Below are 21930 nucleotides of genomic sequence, written 5' to 3'. Positions count from 1 at the left end.
GGAACGAACCGTCCGTTCCCATGGGTTCCCCGGGTGAGGGGGGCACTCATGAAACACGGCCGGGCCGAGGTGCTGCACCTGCTCCTGTCCCACGCGGACGGGCGGCGGCCATTCCTGGAGCAGGGACTTCCCGCGGAAGCGGCCGGGCGCGCGCCCGAGCCCGAGCGCGTCCCAGGCCGGGCGGACGTGCCGTGGCTCGAAGCGCCGGAGGCCCTTCCGGACGACCTGCCGGCGCAGCGCTGGGGCGTGATTGCCCCGGAAGGGCGCGAGGGAGACGCCATGCGCCAGGCCGTGGCCCCCCTCATCCAGCACCGGGCAGGGGAGCAGGGCGCGGAGGTGCGCCTCTACCGCGCCCCCGCCAACCTCGACGCCCTGGGCGCAGTGAAGTGGAGGAAGACTCAGTACCGCATCGAGAGCGAACCCGAGGCGGAGCGACCGAAGTACCTGCTCATCCTGGGCGACCTGCACCAGGTCTCCATCGAGCTCCAGCACGTACTGGCCCACGGCGCCTACGTGGGCCGACTCCACATCTCGCGCCCTTCGGGCGAACCGGACCTCGAGGGCTACACCGCCTACGCGAACAAGGTGCGGGCCTTCGAGACGGACACCGCCGCGAGCGAGGCGCCTGACGTCCTGCTCTTCGCCGCGGACGATGGCTCGAACGCCACCCGGTGGGGCCGCGAGCTGCTCGTGGAGCCCTGCCAGAAGCTCGTGGAGCAGCGGTGGATGCCCAAGCGACCGGGCCTGCGCCTCCAGGTGCTCTCCCACGAGCAGGCCCGACTGGAGCAGCTCCTGCGCGCGGCCGCCACCGCCCGCGCGGGGGTGATGCTCTCGGTGTCCCACGGCCTCGGCCTGCCGACGCCTGCGGAGGCGTCGGTGGAGGAGCAGCGGGCACGCCAGGGGGCGCTCGACCTGGGCGGCGGACAGGTGCTGGCGCGGGAGCAGCTTCGCGACACGCCCTTCCTTCCCGGCGGCATGTGGTTCTCGCTCGCGTGCTTCAGCGCGGCCACGCCCCCACGGAGCATGTTCCACCCCTGGCTCGCGCAGCTCGCCCAGCAGAAGGTCTACGAGAGTCCGCTCGACGCCGTGCTGCAGTGCCTGCCCCGTCCCGACGCGCGCCCCTTCGTCACCGCGCTTCCCCAGGCCGCGCTGTCCAATCCCCGGGGACCGCTGGCCATCATCGGCCACAGCGACCTGGCCTGGATGTTCAGCTTCAGCGAAGGGGAAGCCGTCCTCCAGAGCCGCGCCTCGCGGATTGCTTCGGTGCTGGAGGTCCTGTCCAAGGGCAGCCGCGCGGGTGTCGCGCTGGATACGCTGATGCGTGTCTACCGCGACGCGAACGATGACCTGGCGGCGGATGCCCACGTCCGCAGGCAGGCCGAGCTGGACGGAGCGCCGGACCCGGTCGACCCCAGGGAACACGCCTACCGCTGGATGCTCCGCAACGACCTTCGCGGCTACATCCTGCTCGGGGACCCGGCGGCGAGGCTGTCCTTCCGCAGCGCCACCGCCTGACTGGGCTTGCGGCGGTAGTCGTGCTCACACTCCTTGTAGCCCGCCACCGCCTTCCGAGCGCTTTCATCGAGGTAGAGCCGGCGCAGCGAGGGGGACAGGCAGTCGTGATTCCTCCCCTGGAGCTGCGCGAGGATCTCCCCGGCGCTGGGCGTCGAGAGGTTCGGAAGCGTCCACACCCTCGCGGTCTTGTCCCACGAGGCCGTGACGATGCGCCCGTCCCGGGTGAACACGGCCGAGCGCACCGGGCCCTCATGTCCCTTCAGCACGCGGGGCACGCCCCTTCCGTCCACGGGCCACACCCGCGCCGAGCCGTCCCAGGAGGAGGTCACGATGAGGCTCCCATCCCCGTTGAACCGGGCGGACAGGACCGGGCCTTCATGAAGGAGGGGGCGAGCCTCTGAAGGGGCGGACCGCCACGCCCACACCCGCGCCGTTCCATCCTGCGCGGCCGTCACGAGGGACTGGCCATCCGGGCTGAAGTCCACGGAGGAGACCGGGCCCTTGTGCTGCTCCAGCACGGCGAGCGCGGGGCCCGAGCCGTCCGCCTTCCATACGCGCACGGTGGTATCCCGCGAGGCCGTGGCGATGAACCGGCCGTCGGGGCTGAACGCGACGAAGGTGACGTGCCGCTCGTGCCCCTTCAGCACCTCGAGCGGCCGGCTCGCATCCTCCGTGGACCACACCCGGGCGATTCCGTCCGACGAGGCCGTGACGATGCGCTGGCCGTCCATCGGGTCGAACGCGGCGGAGAGGACGGGACTGTCGTGACGGAAGACCGGGCCCGGCTTCCAGCCGTCCGGGCCGGACCGCCACACGACCGCGGTCCGGTCATAGGACGTCGTGACGATGCGCTTGCCATCCGGACTGAAGGCCGCGGAGGTGAGGGCCTGCGTGTGCCCGTCCTCCAGGTCCTCGGGTGGCCGCGTGCCTTCGGACTCCCAGACCCGCGCAATCCCATCCTGCGAGGCCGTGACGATGCGCGTGCCCTTCGGGTCGACCGCGGCGGAGACCACGGGCCTCTCATGCTCCATCAGCCGGGCGTAGAGCGGCTGCTTCGCATCGTCGGCATTCCACACCCGCGCCGTCCCGTCCTGGGAGGCGGTGACCAGGCGCTGGTGCTCGGGGTGCCAGGTGAACGCCGCGGAGGTGACGGGGCCCGTGTGCCCCTGGAGCACGAAGGGAGGGCCGGACCCATCCTGCTTCCACACCCGCGCCGTCCCATCCTGAGAGGCCGTCACGAGGTACTGCCCATCCGGGCTGAAGGCTCCCGCGGAGACTGGCGCGTCATGGTCCTCGAGCCGCTTGAGTTGCTGGAAGCGCTGCCCGCGTCCCTCCGCGCGCCACAGCCAGGCCGTCCCGTCCCGCGAGGCGGTCAGCAGGTGGCTTCCGTCCTGCTTGAACGCGGCGAAGGTGACCGGGCCCTCGTGCCCCGGGAGCACGTCCTCTTTTTCGAACGTGCCCCCCTTGGCCCGCCACAGCCACGCGGTTCCATTCCAGGAGGTCGTGACGAGCCGGCTGCCGTCCGCGCTGAATGCGGCGAAGTTGAACCTCACCTCGTCCGGTCGGTTCATCTCCTCCGGCAGGCGCTCAGGGGCATCCACACTCCAGCGTCGCGCGACCCCGTCCTGCGCGACGGTGACGACGTGCTTCCCGTCCGGACTGAACGTGGCCGAGCGGACCGGCATCCCACGCGGGTGTGGGAACACGCGAAGCTGCTCCCTCCTGTCCACGAGCCAGATCCGTGCCTCTCCGTCCTGGGAGGCGCTGACGATGAACTTCCCATCCCGGCTGAACTCCGCGGAGGTGACGGGCGCGGCGTGCCTGCCGAGCTCCGTCGGCTCCTCATTGCCGTTTGCGTTCCACATCCGGAGGATGCCGTCGTCCGAGGCCGTGACGATGCGGTTGCCGTCCGGGTCGAAGGACGCGGTGTTGATGGCCTGCCCCTCGGGCCCGTGAAGCGTCACCTCCAGGAAGTTGGAGTCGAGGGCCTCCAGGGCCAGGGTGGCCCAGTCGGCCCCCTGGCCCGGGGCTTTGACGTTGGCGAGCAGCTTCATGGCCACGGCAGGCTGGCCGCGCTGGATGGCCCGCTGGGCGCCCATCATCAGGGACTGGTTCGTCGCTTCGCGCTGGGCCCGCCATGCCATGAACCACAGGAGGGAGATCATGACCACGATGCCGCCCGCCACCACCGCGGCCTGGAGCATCCGGGTCCGCTGCACGCGCTCTTGCCGGTGCCGTTGAATCTGCGCCTCGAGCTGCAGGCGCTCGCTCTTGAGCTCGTAGACCTTGTTCGCCAGCCAGTCGTGGCCCAGCTCGAAGTAGCGGCTCCCCTCGTGGAACTCGGAGCGCAGCACGGCCGCGGCCTGCAGGTGGTTCAGCACCTGATCGGCCTCGCCGGGGGGCAGCACCTCATGGGCCTCGGCCTGCGTCAGCAGGGTCCGGCTGCCACTGGGCGACACCAGGTGCTCCTCCAGCAGCCTCCGGGCATGCGGCTGGGACGGCCCCAGCGCCATCAGCGTCTGGTCCAGGTACTGGTGGAGGATGGGCTCCGCCGCCGGCGCCTGGTTCGTCCGGGCGGCGCCGCTCCCGCGAGCCTCCCACAGGGCCCGGCACACAATCTGCGCGAAGGCGGCCTGGACCTCGGCGTCGTCCGAGCTGCTCTGGCCGGGCGTCCGCATCTGGCGCATGAGCGGGTTCATCTCCTCGGGAGACCAGGTCTGCCCAGGGTGGCCCGCCGCCGCCAGCTTGCAGGCGATGTTCGCCATCTCCTTCACCGTCAGCGGCCCCAGCCGGAAGCCCGGGTCCAGCAAGGCGCGGTGGCCGCGCGCCAGGTCCCTCAGCCGCCCCAGGTAGTCCTCGCGCAGGGACAGCACGAGCTGCAGCCCCCGCATGGGCTTGCGGGCAATGGCCTCCAGGCTGCACAGCAGCTCCCGCACCAGCTCCGCCGGGCGCTCCGGGAGCAGCGTCTGTTCCAACTGGTCCAGGAAGATGAGGATGGGACGATCCGAGCGCATCTCCGCCAGCTGGAGCGCCTCGTCCACCAGCTCCCCCGAGCAGCGGTCCGCGGGCACGTCGCCGAGGTCGAGGTCCGCGTACATGGTCCGCGCCAGCCGGTGGAGCGGCGACTCCCGGCTCAGCCAGGCGTCGACATAGACGATGCGGAAGCCGTGCTCCTTCTGGAGCTCGGGGATGACGGCGGCCTGCATCAGCGAGGACTTGCCCGAGCCCGAGGGGCCGAAGAGCGTGACGCACGGATGCGCGAGGATGCTGTTCATCAGCCGCCGGGCGACCGTCTCACGACAGAAGAAGCGCGCACGGTCCTCCGCGCGATAGGGCAGCGGGCCCCGGAAGGGATTGAGGGGCTCGGCGCTCATGCGCTCTCCCTCCGGGCATCGGGGCTGGTGGGCAGCACTACCTCGGAGGCGTCCAGCTCCAGCACCTGCACGCCCATGCGCGCGGGCAGGCTCCGCCCACGCTCCCACAGCTCGCGCTCCATCTCCCCGGGCTCCAGGATGACCAGGCTGCCGGTGGGCAGCGGCACCTTGCCGAAGATGCGGTAGAGCAGCATCCGGTGATGCCAGGTCAGCATCGACATGCCCAGGATGAGGGCGGGCCGGCTCGTCAGACAGGCCACCAGCTCGTTGACGAGGTCCGGGGAGAACTGGTCGCCGCTCTCGCCGATCAGCATGCTCTCCAGCTCGCTGACGCCCAGGAGGTAGTCATCCTCGGTGAGCAGGGGCCGCATGTAGATGCTCGAGGGCAGGTACCCGCAGAAGAGGTGGAGCACGATGATGTCGTTCTCCGGATTCAGGGACGTAAGCCGGGGGTCTGGGTCGACCGTCGTCCACTCTCGCGCTCCGCCCTCACGCCGGAGCAGGGTGACGCGACCGCCGTCGCGCCCGGGGGGCGTGATGACGTGGACCGTGACGTCGGGCTGATGCTCGGCGATGGCCAGCTCCAGCAGGGGAAAGCGCATGAGGGTGACGTGGACGCCGGGCGCCATACGGCGTGCCAGCTCGTCGACCAGCGGTTCCGAGGTAGCGGTGTTCCGGAAGACCTGCTGGAACTCGATGTTCAGGCGGTGCTCCTCGAAGTGCTGCGCGTAGTACTGCGTGAGGGCGCTCATGGAGATGCTGTCGGGAACCTCGCCCACCTTCTGGGTGAGGGCCTGTCGGAGCCGCTTGCGGAAGCCGTCCAGCATGCCGCGCTCGTTGCTCCAGCGGTCGCCCAGCACCAGCGTGAAGGGCTTGCGCAGGAGCTTGTCGAGGGCGGGGGAGGGCTCCCGGACCCGGAAGGGATTGGGCAGCGGGGGCAGCGGCTTGAGGACACGCCGGTTCCTGAAGTCGAACAGGACGGAGCTGTCTCCGCGCAGGTAGAGCACGGGGGAGAAGGCCTCGGCGGTGTTGTTCCCCCGGGCGAGCATCGTCATCCGGGCATCGTTGAGGCTGACGGCGACGTCGCCCTCGAGCGCGGACTCGCGGGTGAGCGACCGGTAGAAAGCCTCCGCACAGTACTGGGTGATGTCCGCCCTCACGGGCCAGAGCCAGGCGATGACCGCGGCGGACGCCTCCCGGGCAATCACCTCCGCCGAGCTGGCGAGGGCCCCTGGCCGGGCCCCTTCGCACGCATCCAGGACGACCAGGCGCAGCGTCTTCCGGCAGAACCTGCGGAGCAGCCGGGCCAGCGTCTCCGCGCCGATCCACGTCTCGTTGCCGTCGTCATCCAGCACCTGGAGCTGGGGATGCCCGGATTCACCGACCCGCCCATGTCCGACGAAGTGGATGACGTGAGGCGTCGGCTCCAGCGCCAGACGGTCGATGAGGGAGCGAAGCCGCGCCTGGTTGCCCACGAGGGCCTCGAACTCCACCTCGCCAGCCTGGATGGGTTTCTCGAGCGCGGCACGCAGCCGGGTGACGGCTCCGCCCCCGGGAAGCGCCACGGCCAGCACGCGGACGGCTGACTTCACCTCGCGGAACTGGGAGCGCTCGTTCGAGGTGACGTCCCGCGCCACGTGCACATCCGTCGAGCTCCCCAGGAATTCCGAGGTCCTCTCAGGCTCGCAGAGCGCTTCCCAGGGAACGGCCTGGAGGAGGCGATCCGTGTCGAGCTTGAATCTCAGCAGGACCGGCAGGGGGGCCTCGCCGCCGCGCTGCCGCTGATGCACGGCCCCGAGGTTCGCCTGGAAGAGAGCCTGGTGGATGAGCTGGGCCTGCCACATCGCGTCTCCCAACCCCTCGCCGCGCTCCGCCGCCTGGCGGACCTGCTCACCGAACGCCTCGAGCTGCTCGACGGTGAGGTCGGGAAGGATGTGGGACGCGGGGTTCTCTCCGCCGCTGCCCTGGGCCTTGGCCCTCAGCGCGCTTCCCTCACGTGTGATGGCGATCTGCAACCACGGTCTGGATGACATTCCCTCTCCCCTTGAAGGGTGTGTCTTCGCGGACGCGGATGTGATGCGCGCGAGGGGAGCCCCGACAGTCGCTTGCTGTCAGGGCTCCCGGTCGGGGGCGCGTCAGGCGTTCGCCAGGTGGAGGGCCTCGCCCGGGGACTGCTCACCCGGGCGAAGGGCTGGGGCCTGACCTGGCGTTACTTCTTCAGGGCCTCGCGGAGGCGGTCGGCGAGCTCGCGGACTCCCGGCTGCCGCAGCAGGGTGTAGTGGTCGCCGGGCAGCAGGTGCCGCTCCAGCGCTCCCCCGACGAGCGCGGACCAGCCGCCGTCTTCCGGCAGGCCCTCCGCGTCGTCCGCCGCCTTGAAGAGCACCACGCGCTCCTGGCTGGCCGGGGCCACGTAGTGCCGCGAGGCGTGGTGGTTGGCCTCGAACACCCGGAACAGCGCACGCACCTGCTCGGGGCTCGTGCCCGGCGGCAGGGCGCCCGCGCTGGCCGCCTGCTGGAGCAGCTGCTCCAGCACCGCGTCCGGCTCCAGGCCCATGAGCTGCTCCAGGTCCAGCGGCAGGTCCGCCAGCGACACGCCCATCAGGTCGCGAGCGAACATGAGCGCCAGGTGCAGCCGGTCCGGCTCGGCCTCCCCGGCCAGCACCGCCGGCACGTAGGAGTCGATGAGGGCCAGCAGCGCCACCTCTTCGCCGCTCGCGCGGAGCTGGCGTGCCAGCTCGTAGGCGATGACGCCGCCGAGGGACCAGCCGCCCAGGAAGTAGGGCCCGGACGGCTGCACGGTGCGAATGGCCTTCGCGTACTCGGCGGCCATTTCCTCCACGGTGCCCAGTGGCGCGGTGGCGCCATCCAGGCCCCGGGCCTGCAGGCCGTAGAAGGGCTGGTCCGGCCCGAGCAGTCGGGCCAGCTCCGCGTACGCGAGGACGCTGCCGCCCACCGGGTGGACGCAGAAGAACGGCGCGTTGCTGCTCGTGCCCTGCGTGCCGAAGGGCACCAGCGGTGAGTACGCCCCCGAGTCTTCGCGGCGCAGCAGCGTGGCCAGCTGCTCCACGGTGGGCGCCTGGAAGAGCGCGGCCAGCGGGAGCTGACGCCCGGTGGCCTGTCGCACCGCCGCCATGAGGCGGACGGCCAGCAGCGAGTGCCCCCCCAGCTCGAAGAAGCTGGTGCGCACGCCCACCGGGCTCACGCCGAGCACCGACTCCCAGGTGCGCGCCAGCAGCAGCTCCAGCGCGTCCCTCGGTGCCACCTGGGCCGCCGTGGGTGCATCCACCGCGTGCGGCGCGGGCAGCGCCTTCCTGTCCACCTTGCCGTTGGCCGTCAGGGGCAGGGCGGGCAGAGACACGAAGGCGGCCGGCACCATGTACTCGGGCAGGTGCTGCTTGAGGTGGGCGCGCAGCGACTCGGAGGACTCCGACGTCACCACGTACGCCACCAGTCGCTTGTCCCCGGGCACGTCTTCACGGGCCAGCACCACCGCGTCCTTCACGGCCGGGTGCGCGCGCAGGGCGTTCTCGACTTCACCCAGCTCGATGCGGAAGCCGCGCACCTTCACCTGGAAGTCCAGCCGGCCCAGGTACTCCAGCGTGCCGTCCTGCCTCCAGCGCGCCTTGTCTCCGGTGCGGTACAGCCGCGTGCCCGGCTCGGTGCCGAAAGGGTTGGGCACGAAGCGCTCGGCGGTGAGGGCAGGGCGGCCCAGGTAGCCCCGGGCCAGGCCCTCTCCGCCCAGGTACAGCTCTCCGGGCACGCCCACCGGGGCGAGCTGCAGCCGTTCATCCAGGACGTAGGCCTGGGTGTTGGGCAGCGGCTGGCCGATGACGGGCACCTCGACGGCCGAGTCCTGCACGCGCCACGTCGTGGCGTACACCGTGCTCTCCGTCGGGCCGTAGGCGTTGATGGTCCGCGTGCGCTGCGTGCGGGACAGGCGCTTCCAGAGCGACAGGTCCATGGCCTCGCCCGCGCACACCACCATGCGCGGGACATGGGCGGCTTCCAGCAGCCCGGCCTGGAGCAGCAGCGTCAGCTGCGCGGGCGTGCAGTCCAGCACGTCCACCCGCTGGTGCTGCAGCCACGCCACCATGGCCTCCGGGTCCTTCCGCGTCTCCTCCGGCAGCAGGCACAGGCAGTGCCCATCCGCCAGGTGGAGGAGCTGCTCGATGGACACGTCGAAGTACAGCGGGGCGTTGAGGCTCAGCCGCAGGCCCTGGGGCCGGTCGGCGTACAGCGTGCGCGCCATGGCCGCGTGCAGGTGGAGCACCGAGCGGTGCCGCACCATCACGCCCTTGGGCGTGCCCGTGCTTCCCGACGTGTAGATGACGTACGCCAGGTGGTCCGCGGTGGCGGAGGACGGGCCGCCCGTCTCGGGCAGGGCCGCCAGCCGCGATGCCTCGGTGTCGAGGCACACGAGGTGACGGACCTCGGGCTTCCAGGCGTCGGCCAGGTGCTGGACGGTGAGCAGCACGGCGGCGCCGCAGTCCTGGAGGACGAAGGACTTGCGCTGCGCCGGAGCCGCCGGGTCGATGGGCACGAAGGCGCCACCGGCCTTGAGCACCGCCAGCAGGGCGATGATGGCGTCCGGCGTGCGCTCCAGGCACAGGCCCACCGTGACTTCGGGGCCGACGCCCAGCGAGCGCAGGTGCGAGGCGAGCTGGTTGGCCCGCGCGTCGAGCCGCGCGTACGACAGCACCACGTCGCCGAGCTGCACGGCCGGTGCGTCTGGCGTGCGGCGTGCCTGCTGCTCGAAGAGCGTGTGGAAGCAGGCGTCCCGCTGGAAGTCGGCGGTGGCGCTGTTCCACTCCACCAGCGTCTTCTGGCGCTCCTCCGCCGTCTGCAGGGGCAGCGCGTCCAGCGGGGCGTCGGGTGAAGCCACGGCCCCTTCCAGCAGGAGCTGGAGGTGGGCCATGAGGCGCTCGGCCGTGGAGGGCTCGAACAGGTCCGTGCTGAAGATGAGGCCGCCGCGGTAGCCGTCGGGCACGCGCCACAGGCCGAGCTCCAGCTCGAACCGGCTCAGCGTGAGGTCCACCTCCACCGTCTCCAGCTTCAGCTCCGGCAGGGACATGCCCGACTCGGGCGTGTTCTGCAGGACGAAGAGGGCCTGGAACAGGGGCGTGCGGCCCAGATCTCGCGCGGGCTGCAGCTCCTCGACGAGCCGCTCGAACGGGATGTCCTGGTGCTCGTACGCGCCCAGGGTGGTGCCCCGCACCTGCGCCAGCAGTTGGCGGAACGTGAGCGCCGGAGCGAACCGGGCGCGCAGCACCAGCGTGTTGACGAAGAAGCCGATGAGCCCCTCCGTCTGCTCATGGCGCCGGCCAGCGATGGGCGAGCCCACCAGCACGTCGTCCTGCCCCGAGTACCGGTGCAGCACCGTCTGGAAGGCGGCCAGCAGCAGCATGAAGGGCGTGACGCCCTCACGCCGGGCCATCGCGTCCAGCTTGTCGGCGAGCGCGGCCGGCAGGTGCACCTGGACGTCGGCGCCCTGGTGCGACAGCACCGCCGGACGGGGCTTGTCGGTGGGCAGCTCCAGCGCGTGCGGCGCGCCGCCGAGCTGCGACTTCCACCAGCCGAGCTGCGCCGCGAGCGTCTCGCCCCGCAGCCAGTTGCGCTGCCAGATGGAGTAGTCGGCGTACTGCAGCGGCAGCTCGGGCAGGGGCGAGGGCAGGCCACGACGGAAGGCCTCGTACAGGGTGACGACCTCCCGCATCAGCACGCCCATGGACCAGCCGTCCGTGATGCTGTGGTGCATGTTGAGCAGCAGCACGTGCTCGGCCGCGTCCAGCTTGAGGATGGCGGCGCGCACGAGCGGGCCCGCGGCCAGGTCGAACGGCCGCTGCGCATCGTCGGTGGCGATGCGCACCGCTTCGGCCTGCCGCTGCTCGAGGGGCAGGGCGCTCAGGTCCACGAACGGGAGCAGGCCGGTACGGGCCGGGTGGATGACCTGGAACGGCTCGCCGCCCTCGGAGTGGAACGTGGTGCGCAGCGACTCGTGGCGGCGCACCAGCTCGTCGAAGGCGCGCTGGAACGCGGCGGCCTCCACCGTGCCCGACAGGCGCAGCGCCGTGGGCATGTTGTAGAGCGCCTGGCCCGGCTGGAGCTGATCCAGGAACCACAGGCGCTGCTGCGCGAAGGACAGCGGCACGGGGCCTTCGCCGCGCGCCTTCGTCAGCTCGGGCACACGGGTGTTCGACGTAGCGGCCTGGAGGCGCTCGGCGAGGGCGGCCACGGTGGGCGCCTCGAAGAGGGTGCGCAGGGGCAGCTCCACGTCGAAGGCAGCGCGGATGCGCGCGGCCAGCCGCGTGGCCAGCAGCGAGTGGCCACCCAGCTCGAAGAAGCTGTCCCGCGTGCCTACGCGACGGACTCCCAGCAGCTGGGCGAAGAGGTTCGCCAGCGTCTGCTCCGTCGGGTTGCTCGGCGCCACGTACCGGTCGGCCTGGGCCCCGGAGTCGTCCGGTGCCGGCAGGGCCTTGAGGTCCACCTTGCCGTTGGCCGTCAAGGGCAGGGCGGGCAGAGACACGAAGGCGGCCGGCACCATGTACTCGGGCAGGTGCTGCTTGAGGTGGGCTCGCAGCGACTCGGAGGACTCCGACGTCACCACGTACGCCACCAGCCGCTTGTCCCCGGGCACGTCTTCACGGGCCAGCACCACCGCGTCCTTCACGGCCGGGTGCGCGCGCAGGGCGTTCTCGACTTCACCCAGCTCGATGCGGAAGCCACGCACCTTCACCTGGAAGTCCAGCCGGCCCAGGTACTCCAGCGTGCCGTCCTGCCTCCAGCGTGCCTTGTCTCCGGTGCGGTACAGCCGCGCGCCCGGCTCGGTGCCGAAGGGGTTGGGCACGAAGCGCTCGGCGGTGAGGGCCGGCCGGCCCAGGTAGCCCCGGGCCAGGCCCTCTCCGCCCAGGTACAGCTCTCCGGGTACGCCCACCGGGGCGAGCTGCAGCCGCGCGTCCAGGACGTAGGCCTGGAGGTTGGGCAGCGGACGGCCGATGGACGGGCGCGTTCCCGGCAGCACCTCGGCGATGGTGGCGTCCACGGTGCACTCGGTGGGGCCGTAGACGTTGAAGGTGCGCGAGCGAGGCGCGGCGGCCAGCTGCTCCCACAGCACCTCGTCGATGGCCTCGCCGCCCGGCAACAGCAGCCGTGGGGCGGACGCGTCCTGGAGCAGGCCCGCTTCCACCAGCAGCTTCAGCATGGACGGCGTGCACTCGAGCACGTCGAGGCGGGTGCTCGCGATCCACTTCGCCAGGGCCTGAGGATCCCTGCGCGTGTATTCGGGGACGATGCAGAGGCAGTGGCCATCCAGGAGCTGGAAGACCTGCTGGATGGAGGCATCGAAGTACAGCGGCGCGTTGAGGCTGACCCGCAGGCCGGCGGGCTGCCCGGCGTAGAGGGTCTGCCGCACGGCCTGGTGCAGGTGGAGCACCGAGCGCTGCCGCACCATGACGCCCTTCGGCGTGCCCGTGGAGCCCGACGTGTAGATGACGTACGCCAGGTGCGCCCCGGTGGAGACCGGGGGAACATTCGCGTCCGGCAGGGCCGCCAGTCGCGCCGCCTCGGAGTCGAGGCAGACCACGTGACGGACCTCGGGCTTCCAGGCGTCGGCCAGGTGCTGGAAGGTGAGGAGCACGGAGGCGCCGCTGTCCTGGAGGACGAACGACTTGCGCGGAGCCGGCGCCGCCGGGTCGATGGGCACGAAGGCGCCACCGGCCTTGAGCACCGCCATCACCGCGACCAGCGCCTCGACCGAGCGCTCCAGGCACAGGGCCACCGTGACTTCGGGCCCGACACCCAGCGAGCGCAGGTGTACGGCGAGCTGGTTGGCGCGGGCGTTGAGCTGCCGGTAGGACAGCGCCCGGTCCTCCAGCACCACGGCGGGTGCCTCGGGGGTGCGGGCCGCCTGCTGCTCGAAGAGGACGTGGAGGACGGCCTCGCGCGGGAAGTCCGCCGCGGTGTCGTTCCACTCCACCAGCGCCTGCCGGCGCTCCTCCGCCGTCAGCAGCGGCAGCTCGGACAACGGCGCATCCGGGGAGGCCACGGCCCCCTCCAGCAGCAGCCGCAGCCGCGTCACCATCCGAGTGGCGGTGGCGTGCTCGAACAGGTCGGTGCTGAAGGCGAGCGCGCCCTGGAACCCGTCCGCCGTGCGAGCCAGGTCGAGGTTGAGCTCGAACTTGGCGGAGGCCAGGTCGGCGTCCACGCCCCGCAGCGTCAGGCCGGGCAGTGTCAGCACCGGCTGAGGAGCGTTCTGCAGCGAGAACATGGCCTGGAAGAGCGGCGTGCGGCTCAGGTCTCGCGCCGGCTGCAGCTCCTCCACCAGCTTCTCGAAGGGGACGTCCTGGTACTCGTACGCGCCCAGGGTGGTGCCCCGCACCTGCGCCAGCAACTGGCGGAAGGTGAGCGCCGGGGTGAGCCGGGCGCGCAGCACCAGTGTGTTGACGAAGAAGCCGATGAGGCCCTCCGTCTCCGAGTGCCGGCGCCCCGCGATGGGCGAGCCCACCAGCACGTCGTCCTGTCCGGAGTAGCGGCCCAGCAGGGTCTGGAACGCGGCCAGCAGCAGCATGAACGGCGTGGCGCCCTCACGCTTCGCGAGCGCCTCCAGGGCCTGGCTGAGCGACTCGGGCAGGTGCACGACGACCGCGGCGCCCTGGTGCGAGAGCACCGCCGGACGGGGCTTGTCGGTGGGCATGTCCAGCGCATGCGGCGCACCGGAGAGCAGCTCCTTCCACCAGCCGAGCTGCGTCCGCAGCGTCTCGCCTCGCAGCCAGTTGCGCTGCCAGAGGGCGTAGTCCGCGTACTGCACCGGCAGCTCCGGCAGGGGCGAGGGCTGGCCCTGACGGAAGGCCTCGTACAGCGCGGCCACCTCGCGGACGAGCACGCCCATGGACCAGCCGTCGGAGATGGCGTGGTGCAGGTTGAGCAGCAGGACGTGCTCCGTCGGCCCAAGCCTCAGCAGTCTGCTCCGCAGCAGCGGGCCGGCGGCCAGGTCGAAGGGACGCGCGGCGTCCTCGGTGGCCAGGCGACGCGTCTCCGCCTCGCGCTGCTCGGGCGGCAGCGCGCCCAGGTCCACCACCGGGAGGCGCCAGGTGCCGGCCGGGTGGATGACCTGCTCGGGCTCACCGGCCTCCACCTGGAAGGTGGTGCGCAGCGACTCGTGGCGGCGCACCAGCGCTTCGAAGGCGCGCTCCAGCGAGTGCAGCTCCAGGGCTCCCGACAGCCGCAGGGCCATGGGGATGTTGTAGAGGGACTGGCCCGGGTGCAGCTGGTCGAGGAACCACAGCCGCTGCTGGGCGAAGGACAGCGGGAGGGGGCCCTGCGGCCGGGCCCGCGTCAGGGCCGGAAGCTCGGTCGCTGCCGTGGTGGACAGCAGGCGCTCCGCGAGTCCGGCCACGGTGGGGGACTCGAAGAGGGCGCGCAGGGGCAGCTCCACGCTGAAGGCCGCGCGGATGCGCGCGACGAGCTGCGTGGCCAGGAGGGAGTGGCCTCCCAGGTCGAAGAAGCTGTCCTCCACGCCGACACGCTCGGCGCCGAGGACCTGGGCGAAGAGCTCCGCCAGCGTCTGCTCGGCGGCCGTGCGCGGGGCCACGTACCGGCCCTGCTGGAGCACCGAGAGGTCCGGCGCGGGCAGGGCCTTGCGGTCCACCTTGCCGTTCGTCGTCAGGGGCAGCTCGCCCAGGATGACGATGACCGAGGGCACCATGTACTCGGGCAGCCGCTGCGCCACGTACGCGCGCAGCGCGTTGGAGTCGAGCACGCCCACGTCGCCGATGACGTAGGCCACCAGGCGCTTGTCGCCCGGCGGGTCCTGGCGCACCACCGCCACCGCATGGCGCACCCCGGGATGCGTCAGCAGCGCGGCTTCCACCTCTGCCAGCTCGATGCGGTATCCACGGACCTTCACCTGGTTGTCGATGCGGCCCAGGAACTCCAGGACTCCGTCCGCACGCCAGCGCGCCTTGTCGCCGGTGCGGTAGAGCCGCTCGCCCGGGGTGGCGCTGAAGGGATTGGGGATGAAGCGCTCCGCCGTCAGGTCCGGCCGCGACAGGTAGCCGCGCGCCAGGCCGTCTCCGCCGATGAACAGCTCACCCGGCACGCCCACGGGCACCGGCTGCAGCGCACCGTCGAGCACGTACACCTGCGTGTTCGCGATGGGCGAGCCGATGGGGATGGAGGCGCCGAGCCAGGTGGCCTCCGTCATCCGGTACGTCGACGTGAACAGCGTGGACTCGGTGGGGCCGTAGCAGGCCGTCACCGGAATGAACATTCCTTCCACGACCTTGCGCACGTGGGCGGCACTCACCACGTCACCGCCGGTGAGCAGCTGGCGCACGCCGCGCAGGCTGTCCGGCTTCAGGTCCACCACCTGGGAGAACAGGCCCGAGGTCAGGTGCAGCGTGGTGACTCCGTGACGCTGGAGCACCGTGCTCAGCAGCTCCAAGTCACTTGGTGACTGGGGCGGGAAGACGACGAGGCGGCCACCGAAGAGCAGCGGGCCCCAGACCTCCAGGGTGGAGGCGTCGAAGGAGATGGGAGCGATGAGGAGGAAGGTCTCCTCCGGACCCAGGTGGGCGTAGTGGGCCCCGTGCAGCAGGCGCATGACGCCCCGGTGCTCGACGGCAACGCCCTTGGGCCGGCCGGTGGAGCCGGAGGTGAAGTCCACGTAGGCCAGGTTGCGCGAGGTGGCTCCGGACACCGGCCGCGTGCGCGGCAGCATGTCCAGCGGCAGCTCCTCCACGTAGACGCACGAGATGCCCTCTGCCACGGGCAGGCTGGCGCGCAGGGCGTGCGAGGTGATGAGCAGCCGGGGCGGAGCGTCCTCCATCATCTGCGCCAGCCGCTGCGTCGGGTAGGACGCGTCCAGCGGCAGGTAGGCGCCACCGGCCTTGAGGATGGCCAGCAGGGAGACGATGAGCTCCACCGAGCGCTCCAGGCACACGGCCACCAGCACATCGGGCCGTACGTCATGGAGGCGCAGCAGGTTGGCGAGCTGGTTGGCGCGCGTGTCGAGCTGCGCGTACGTGAGGCGCTGCTCACCGAACTCCAGCGCGATGGCATCCGGGCGCAGGGTGGCCTGCTGCTCGAAGAGCGCGTGGATGGTCGCCTCGCGCGGGTAGTCCGACGCGGTGGCGTTCCACTCCACCAGCACCTGCTGGCGCTCCCGGTCGGTCAGCAGCAGCGACGCCGAGAGGGGAGCGTCGGGCCGGGCCACCACGCCTTCCAGCAGCAGGCGCAGGTGGTCGACCAGGCGCGCGGCCGTGGAGGGCTCGAACAGGTCCGTGTTGAAGACCAGGCCACCCCGGTAGCCATCCGGCGTGCGAGTGAGGCCGAGCTCCAGCTCGAAGCGGCTGGACGTCTGCTCCACCTCCACGCCCCGCAGCGTCAGCTCGGGCAGGGACAGCGCCGAGTCGGGCGTGTTCTGCAGGACGAACAGGGCCTGGAAGAGCGGAGTACGGCTCAGGTCGCGTGCGGGCCGCAGCTCCTCCACCAGCTTCTCGAAGGGGACGTCCTGGTGCTCGTAGGCGCCCAGCGTGGCGTCCTTCACCTGCGCCAGCAGCTGGCGGAAGGTGATGGCCGGCGTGAAGCGCGCGCGCAGCACCAGCGTGTTGACGAAGAAGCCGATGAGCCCCTCCGTCTGCGCGTGCCGGCGCCCCGCGATGGGCGAGCCCACCAGCACGTCGTCCTGACCCGAGGCGTGGTGCAGCACGCTCTGGAACGCCGCCAGCAACAGCATGAAGGGCGTGACGCCCTCACGCTGCGCCGTGGCCTCCACCGCCTGGCTGAGCGCGGGCGGCAGGTGCAGGGGGGCCATGGCGCCCTGGTACGTCAGCGCCGTCGGCCTCGGCTTGTCGGTGGGCAGCTCCAGCGCATGCGGCGCGCCCTCGAGCTGTCCCTTCCACCAGGCGAGCTGCGCCTTCAGCGTCTCGCCCCGCAGCCAGTCGCGCTGCCACGCGGCGTAGTCCACGTACCGCATCGGCAGCTCGGGCAGGGGCGAGGGCAGGCCGCGCCGGAAGGCCTCGTACAGGGCGGCCACTTCGCGCACCAGCACACTCGTGGACCAGCCGTCGGAGATGCTGTGGTGCATGCACAGCAGCAGCACGTGCTCGGCCGGCTCCAGCTTCACCAGGGTGACGCGCAGCAGCGGGCCCGTGGACAGGTCGAAGGGCCGCTGGGCGTCCTCGGTCGCCAGCCGCACCGCCTCCGCGTGGCGGGACGCCGCGTTCGGGAGCCCCGTCAGGTCCACGTGCTCCAGCTGCTGGCCCATGGCCGGGTGGACGAGCTGGAAGGGCTCACCGCGCTCGGCGTGGAAGGTGGTGCGCAGCGACTCGTGGCGGCGCACCAGCTCGTCGAAGGCGCGCTGCAGGGCGGCGGCCTCCAGCGTGCCCGACAGGCGCAGCGCGGTGGGCATGTTGTAGAGCGCCTGTCCCGGCTGCAGCTGGTCCAGGAACCACAGGCGCTGCTGCGCGAAGGACAGGGGCTGCGGGCCTTCCCCGGCCAGCCGCGTCAGCGTCGGGAGCCCGGTGCCGGACGTGGCGGCCTGGAGGCGCTCGGCGAGGCCGGCCACGGTGGGCGCCTCGAAGAGGGTGCGCAGGCTGAGCTCCACGTCGAAGGCGGCGCGGATGCGCGCCACCAGCTGCGTGGCCAGGAGCGAGTGGCCGCCCAGCTCGAAGAAGTTGTCCCGGCGGCCCACCAGGGGCACGCGCAGCAGCTCCTGCCACAGCTCGGCCAGGCGGGCCTCCACCTGCGTCGCGGGAGGCTCATGGGCCGCCGTGGACTGGAGCTGCGAGGCCTCCGGAGCGGGCAGGGCCTTGCGGTCCACCTTGCCGTTCGGCGTCAGCGGCAGCGCGGTGAGCGCCACGAAGGCCGCGGGCACCATGTACTCCGGCAGGTGCGTGCGGAGCGTGGCGCGCAGGTCCGTGACGTCCACGGACGCGCTGTCACCCGAGGCGGGAATCACGTACGCCACCAGGCGCTTGTCGCCGGGCGCGTCTTCCCGGGCCACCACCACCGCGTCATGGACGGACGCGTGGGCCCGGAGCGCGGCTTCAATCTCCCCCAGCTCGATGCGGATGCCCCGCACCTTCACCTGGTTGTCGCCGCGGCCGAGGTACTCCAGCCCTCCGTCCAGCTTCCACCGGGCCTGGTCGCCCGTGCGGTACAGCCGCTCGCCGTCCCCGAACGGGCTGGGCACGAAGCGCTCCGCCGTCACGTCCGGACGCCCGTGGTAGCCGCGTGCCAGGCCCTCGCCACCGATGAACAGCTCGCCAATGACACCCGTGGGCACCGGCTCCAGGTCGCGGTCCAGCACGTACAGCAGCACGTTCGTCAGCGGACGGCCGATGGAGACCTCGCGGCCGAGCTCCCCCGAAGAGGCCTCGCACGCCAGGTCCACGGAGGTGGCCACCGCCGTCACCTCGGTGAGGCCGTAGGTGTTCAGCAGCGGCACCTCGCCGCCCACGCGCTGGCGCCACTGCGCCACGCGCTCGGGCACCGCGCGCTCACCGCCAATCACCACCCACTTGAGCGCCGCCGGCAGCTTCGCCTTGCCCTCGCTCAGGGCCGCAGTCACCTCGTGCCAGAAGGCCGTGGGCAGGTTGAGCTGCGTCACCCCGGCTGCTTCGACCTTCGCGAGGAAGGCGTCCGGCACGTCCAGCATCTCCGGCGTGCGCAGCACCAGCGTCCCGCCTCGCGTGAGGCACGGGTAGATCTCCTCCGCGCTGGTGTCCCAGCTGATGGAGGCGAACTGGAGCACGCGGTCCCCCGGTCCCAACGGGAAGGCCCGCCACGCCGCCTGGGTGAAGTTCACCAGCGAGCGGTGCTGCACCACCACGCCCTTGGGACGCCCGGTGGAGCCCGACGTGTACAGCACGTAAGCCGCCGCCTCGGGAGGCACCGCGATGCCCGGGGACGACGCCTCGCCCGTCACCGGGAGCGCGTCCACGTCCACCCAGACGCGCGTGGTGGACTCGCCCAGCCGCTCGCGGAACAGGGCGCGGCCCACCAGCACCGTCGCGCCGCTGTCCTCCAGCATGAAGCGCAGCCGCTCCGCCGGGTACTCCGGATCCAGCGGCACGTAGGCGCCGCCCGCCTTCAGCACGCCGAGCAGCGCGGTCATCAGCTCCACCGAGCGCTCCACGCACACGGCCACTCGCGTCTCCAGCCCGACGCCCAGCTCGCGCAGCCGCCGCGCCAGCCGGTTCGCCCGTGCGTCCAGCTCGCGGTACGTCACCGAGCGCTCACCGGCCACCACGGCCGTGGCATCCGGCGTCCTGGCCACCTGCGCCTCGAACAGCGCATGGATGCGCGCGTCAGCGGGCAGCGGCTCGCGCGCTCCGTTCCACTCCACCAGCAGTCGCTGGCGCTCCTCATCCCCGAGCAGGGGCAGCGCCGACACGGCTGCGTCCGGCCGGGCCAGCACGCCCTCCAGCAGCAGGCGGAAGTGCTCGAAGAGGCGGGTTGCCGTCGCGGCCTCGAACAGCTCGGTGCTGTAGTTGAGCATCCCGACGAGCCCCTCCGCCGGTCGCCACAGGTCCAGGCTCAGCTCGAACAGCGCCACGCCCGTGTCTTCGACGTCCGCCTGGCGCACGGACAGCTCCGGCAGCACCAGCTCCGGCACCGGGGTGTTCTGCAGCGTGAACATCACCTGGAACAGCGGGGTGCGGCTCGCGTCGCGCGCGGGCTGCAGCTCCTCCACCAGCTTCTCGAAGGGCACGGCCTGGTGCTCGAAGGCGCCCAGCGTGGTGTCCTTCACCTGCGCCAGCAGCTGGCGGAAGGTGATGGCCGGGGTGAAGCGCGCGCGCAGCACCAGCGTGTTGACGAAGAAGCCGATGAGGCCCTCGGTGGCGCCCTGGTCGCGGTTGGCGATGGGCGAGCCGACGAGCAGGTCGTCCTGGCCCGAGTAGCGGTGCAGCAGCGTCTGGAATGCTGCCAGCAGCAGCATGAAGGGCGTGACGCCCTCGCGCTGGGCCAGGGCCTCCAGCTTCCGCGTCAGGCCCAGGGGCAGGCGCACTGCCTGCGTCTCGCCCTTGTGCGAGAAGACCGCCGGGCGCGGCTTGTCGGTGGGCAGGTCCAGCGCGACGGGCGCGCCTTCCAGCCGCGACTTCCACCATGCGAGCTGCGCCTTCAGCGCCTCACCCTGGAGCCACCCGCGCTGCCACACCGCGTAGTCGGCGTACTGCAGCGGCAGCTCCGGCAGGGGCGAGGGCAGGCCGCGACGGAAGGCCTCGTACAGCGCCGTCACCTCGCGCACCAGCACGCCCATGGACCAGCCGTCCGAGACGATGTGGTGCAGGTGGAGCATCAGCACGTGCTCCCGCGCGCCCAGCTTCAGCAGCAGCGTGCGAATGAGCGGGCCGCGCAGCAGGTCGAAGGGACGCCGGCTTTCCTCGGTCGCCAAGCGCACCGCCTCGCCGTGCCGGAGGTCGTCCTCGACCACGCGAGACAGGTCCACCTTCTGGAGTGGCACGAAGAGCGACGAATGGATGTACTGCACGGGCCGGCCCGCCTCCGTGCGGAAGGTGGTGCGCAGCGCCTCGTGGCGGCGCACCAGCTCGTCGAAGGCCCGCTGGAGCGAGTTCTCGTCCAGCGTCCCATCCAGCGTCAGGGCGAGCGGGACGTTGTAGAGCGAGTTGCCCGGCTGGAGCTGGTCGATGAACCACAGCCGCTGCTGGGCGAAGGACAGGGGCAGCTCGCCCGTGCGAGGTGCACGCACCAGGGCCGGAGCCCGCGTGCCCCCGGCGGCACCCAGGCGCGCAGCGAGGCCCGCCACGGTGGGCGCCGAGAACAGCTCGCTCAGCGGCAGCTCCACCTCCAGGGCCGCGCGGATGCGCGACACCACCTGCGTGGCCAGCAGTGAGTGGCCGCCCAGCGCGAAGAAGTCGTCGTGGATGCCCACCGACTCCAGGTGCAGCACGTCCGCCCAGATGGCGGCGAGCTTCGCCTCCAGCTCATTGCGCGGTGCCGTACCCTCGGATGCGGCCGGAGCCTCGGGGACAGGGAGGGCCTTGCGGTCCACCTTGCCGTTGGATGAGAGGGGCAGGGCGGTGAGGGACACGAAGGCCGACGGCACCATGTACTCGGGCAGCTGCTTCTGGACGGCCGCGCGCACCGCCTCGGTGTCCAGGTTCGCCGTCTCCGGCACCACGTACGCCACCAGTCGCTTGTCGCCGGGCACGTCCTCGCGCACGACGACCACCGCCTCCTTCACGCCGGACACCTGGCGCACCACCGCCTCGACTTCACCCAGCTCGATGCGGAAGCCACGCACCTTCACCTGGAAGTCGCTGCGGCCCAGGAACTCCAGCGTGCCGTTGGCGAGCCAGCGCACCTGGTCTCCGGTGCGGTACAGCCGCGCTCCCGGAGTGGAGGCGAAGGGGTGGGGCACGAAGCGCTCGGCGGTGAGGTCCGCGCGGTTGAGGTAGCCCCACGCCAGGCCGTCTCCGCCCACGTACAGCTCTCCGGGCACGCCGGCCGGCACCGGCTGCAGCCCAGCGTCCAGCACGAAGGCCGTCGAATTCGCCACCGGCCTGCCGATGGGCACCGAGCGGCCCACGTCGTCTCCGGCCCGCAGGGCATGGGTGGTGGAGAACGTCGTGTTCTCCGTGGGGCCGTAGCCATTCACCAGCACGGCGCCCGAGGGCAGCCGCGCCAGGTGCTCGCGCACCCGCTGCACCGGCAGCACGTCGCCACCGGCAAGCACCTGCCGCACCCGGGCCAGGGCCTCGCCCTGCGCGTGCGCCATCTGCTCGAAGAGGGCCGCGGTCAGCCACAGCGTGCTGACGCGCTCGCGCACCAGCAGCGCGCCCAGCTCCTCCAGGGCCAGCGGCCCGGGAGGTGCCAGCACCAGCCGGGCGCCATTGAGCAGCGCGCCCCACACCTCCAGCGTGGAGGCGTCGAAGGCGGCGGGCGCCAGCTGGAGGACGACTTCCTCCGGCCCGAAGCGCACGAAGGTGCTGCCCTGCACCAGTCTCACCACGCCCCGGTGCGGCACGCACACGCCCTTGGGGCGGCCCGTGCTTCCCGAGGTGAACATGACGTACGCCAG

General features: G+C 71.8%; 4 protein-coding genes (1 of these 4 cut by a window edge). 1 reads left to right on the top strand and 3 read right to left on the bottom strand.

The features are described 5' to 3' along the window. The first annotated feature begins 48 nt into the window (after nt 1-48). Nucleotides 49-1515 carry a hypothetical protein gene (locus LXT23_RS33455; RefSeq protein ID WP_253984445.1) on the top strand — a complete coding sequence of 489 codons (1467 nt, stop codon included), beginning with the start codon at nt 49-51 and terminating at the stop codon, nt 1513-1515. Here LXT23_RS33455 and LXT23_RS33450 read toward each other — a convergent pair. The 3 genes from LXT23_RS33450 to LXT23_RS33440 all read right to left on the bottom strand — a co-directional run. After that, on the bottom strand, nt 1458-4889 hold the full coding sequence (locus LXT23_RS33450) for an nSTAND1 domain-containing NTPase (RefSeq protein ID WP_253984444.1): 3432 nt from the start codon (nt 4887-4889) through the stop codon (nt 1458-1460). The genes LXT23_RS33455 and LXT23_RS33450 overlap by 58 nt on opposite strands. After that, nucleotides 4886-6922 (bottom strand): CHAT domain-containing protein, encoded by a 2037-nt coding sequence (locus LXT23_RS33445; protein ID WP_253984443.1) that lies wholly within the window; start codon nt 6920-6922, stop codon nt 4886-4888. Before LXT23_RS33445 ends, LXT23_RS33450 begins: the two co-directional genes overlap by 4 nt. A gap of 176 nt (nt 6923-7098) precedes the next feature. Continuing rightward, nucleotides 7099-21930 carry the end of a non-ribosomal peptide synthase/polyketide synthase gene (locus LXT23_RS33440; protein WP_253984442.1) on the bottom strand. Its footprint extends 38391 nt past the window's final position, so only the last 14832 of its 53223 coding nucleotides appear in the window; the start codon falls outside the window, past its right edge — the gene reads right to left on this strand; the stop codon is at nt 7099-7101.

Source organism: Pyxidicoccus xibeiensis (assembly GCF_024198175.1).
GTDB lineage: Bacteria > Myxococcota > Myxococcia > Myxococcales > Myxococcaceae > Myxococcus > Myxococcus xibeiensis.
This window is presented reverse-complemented; position numbering and strand designations above follow the sequence as displayed.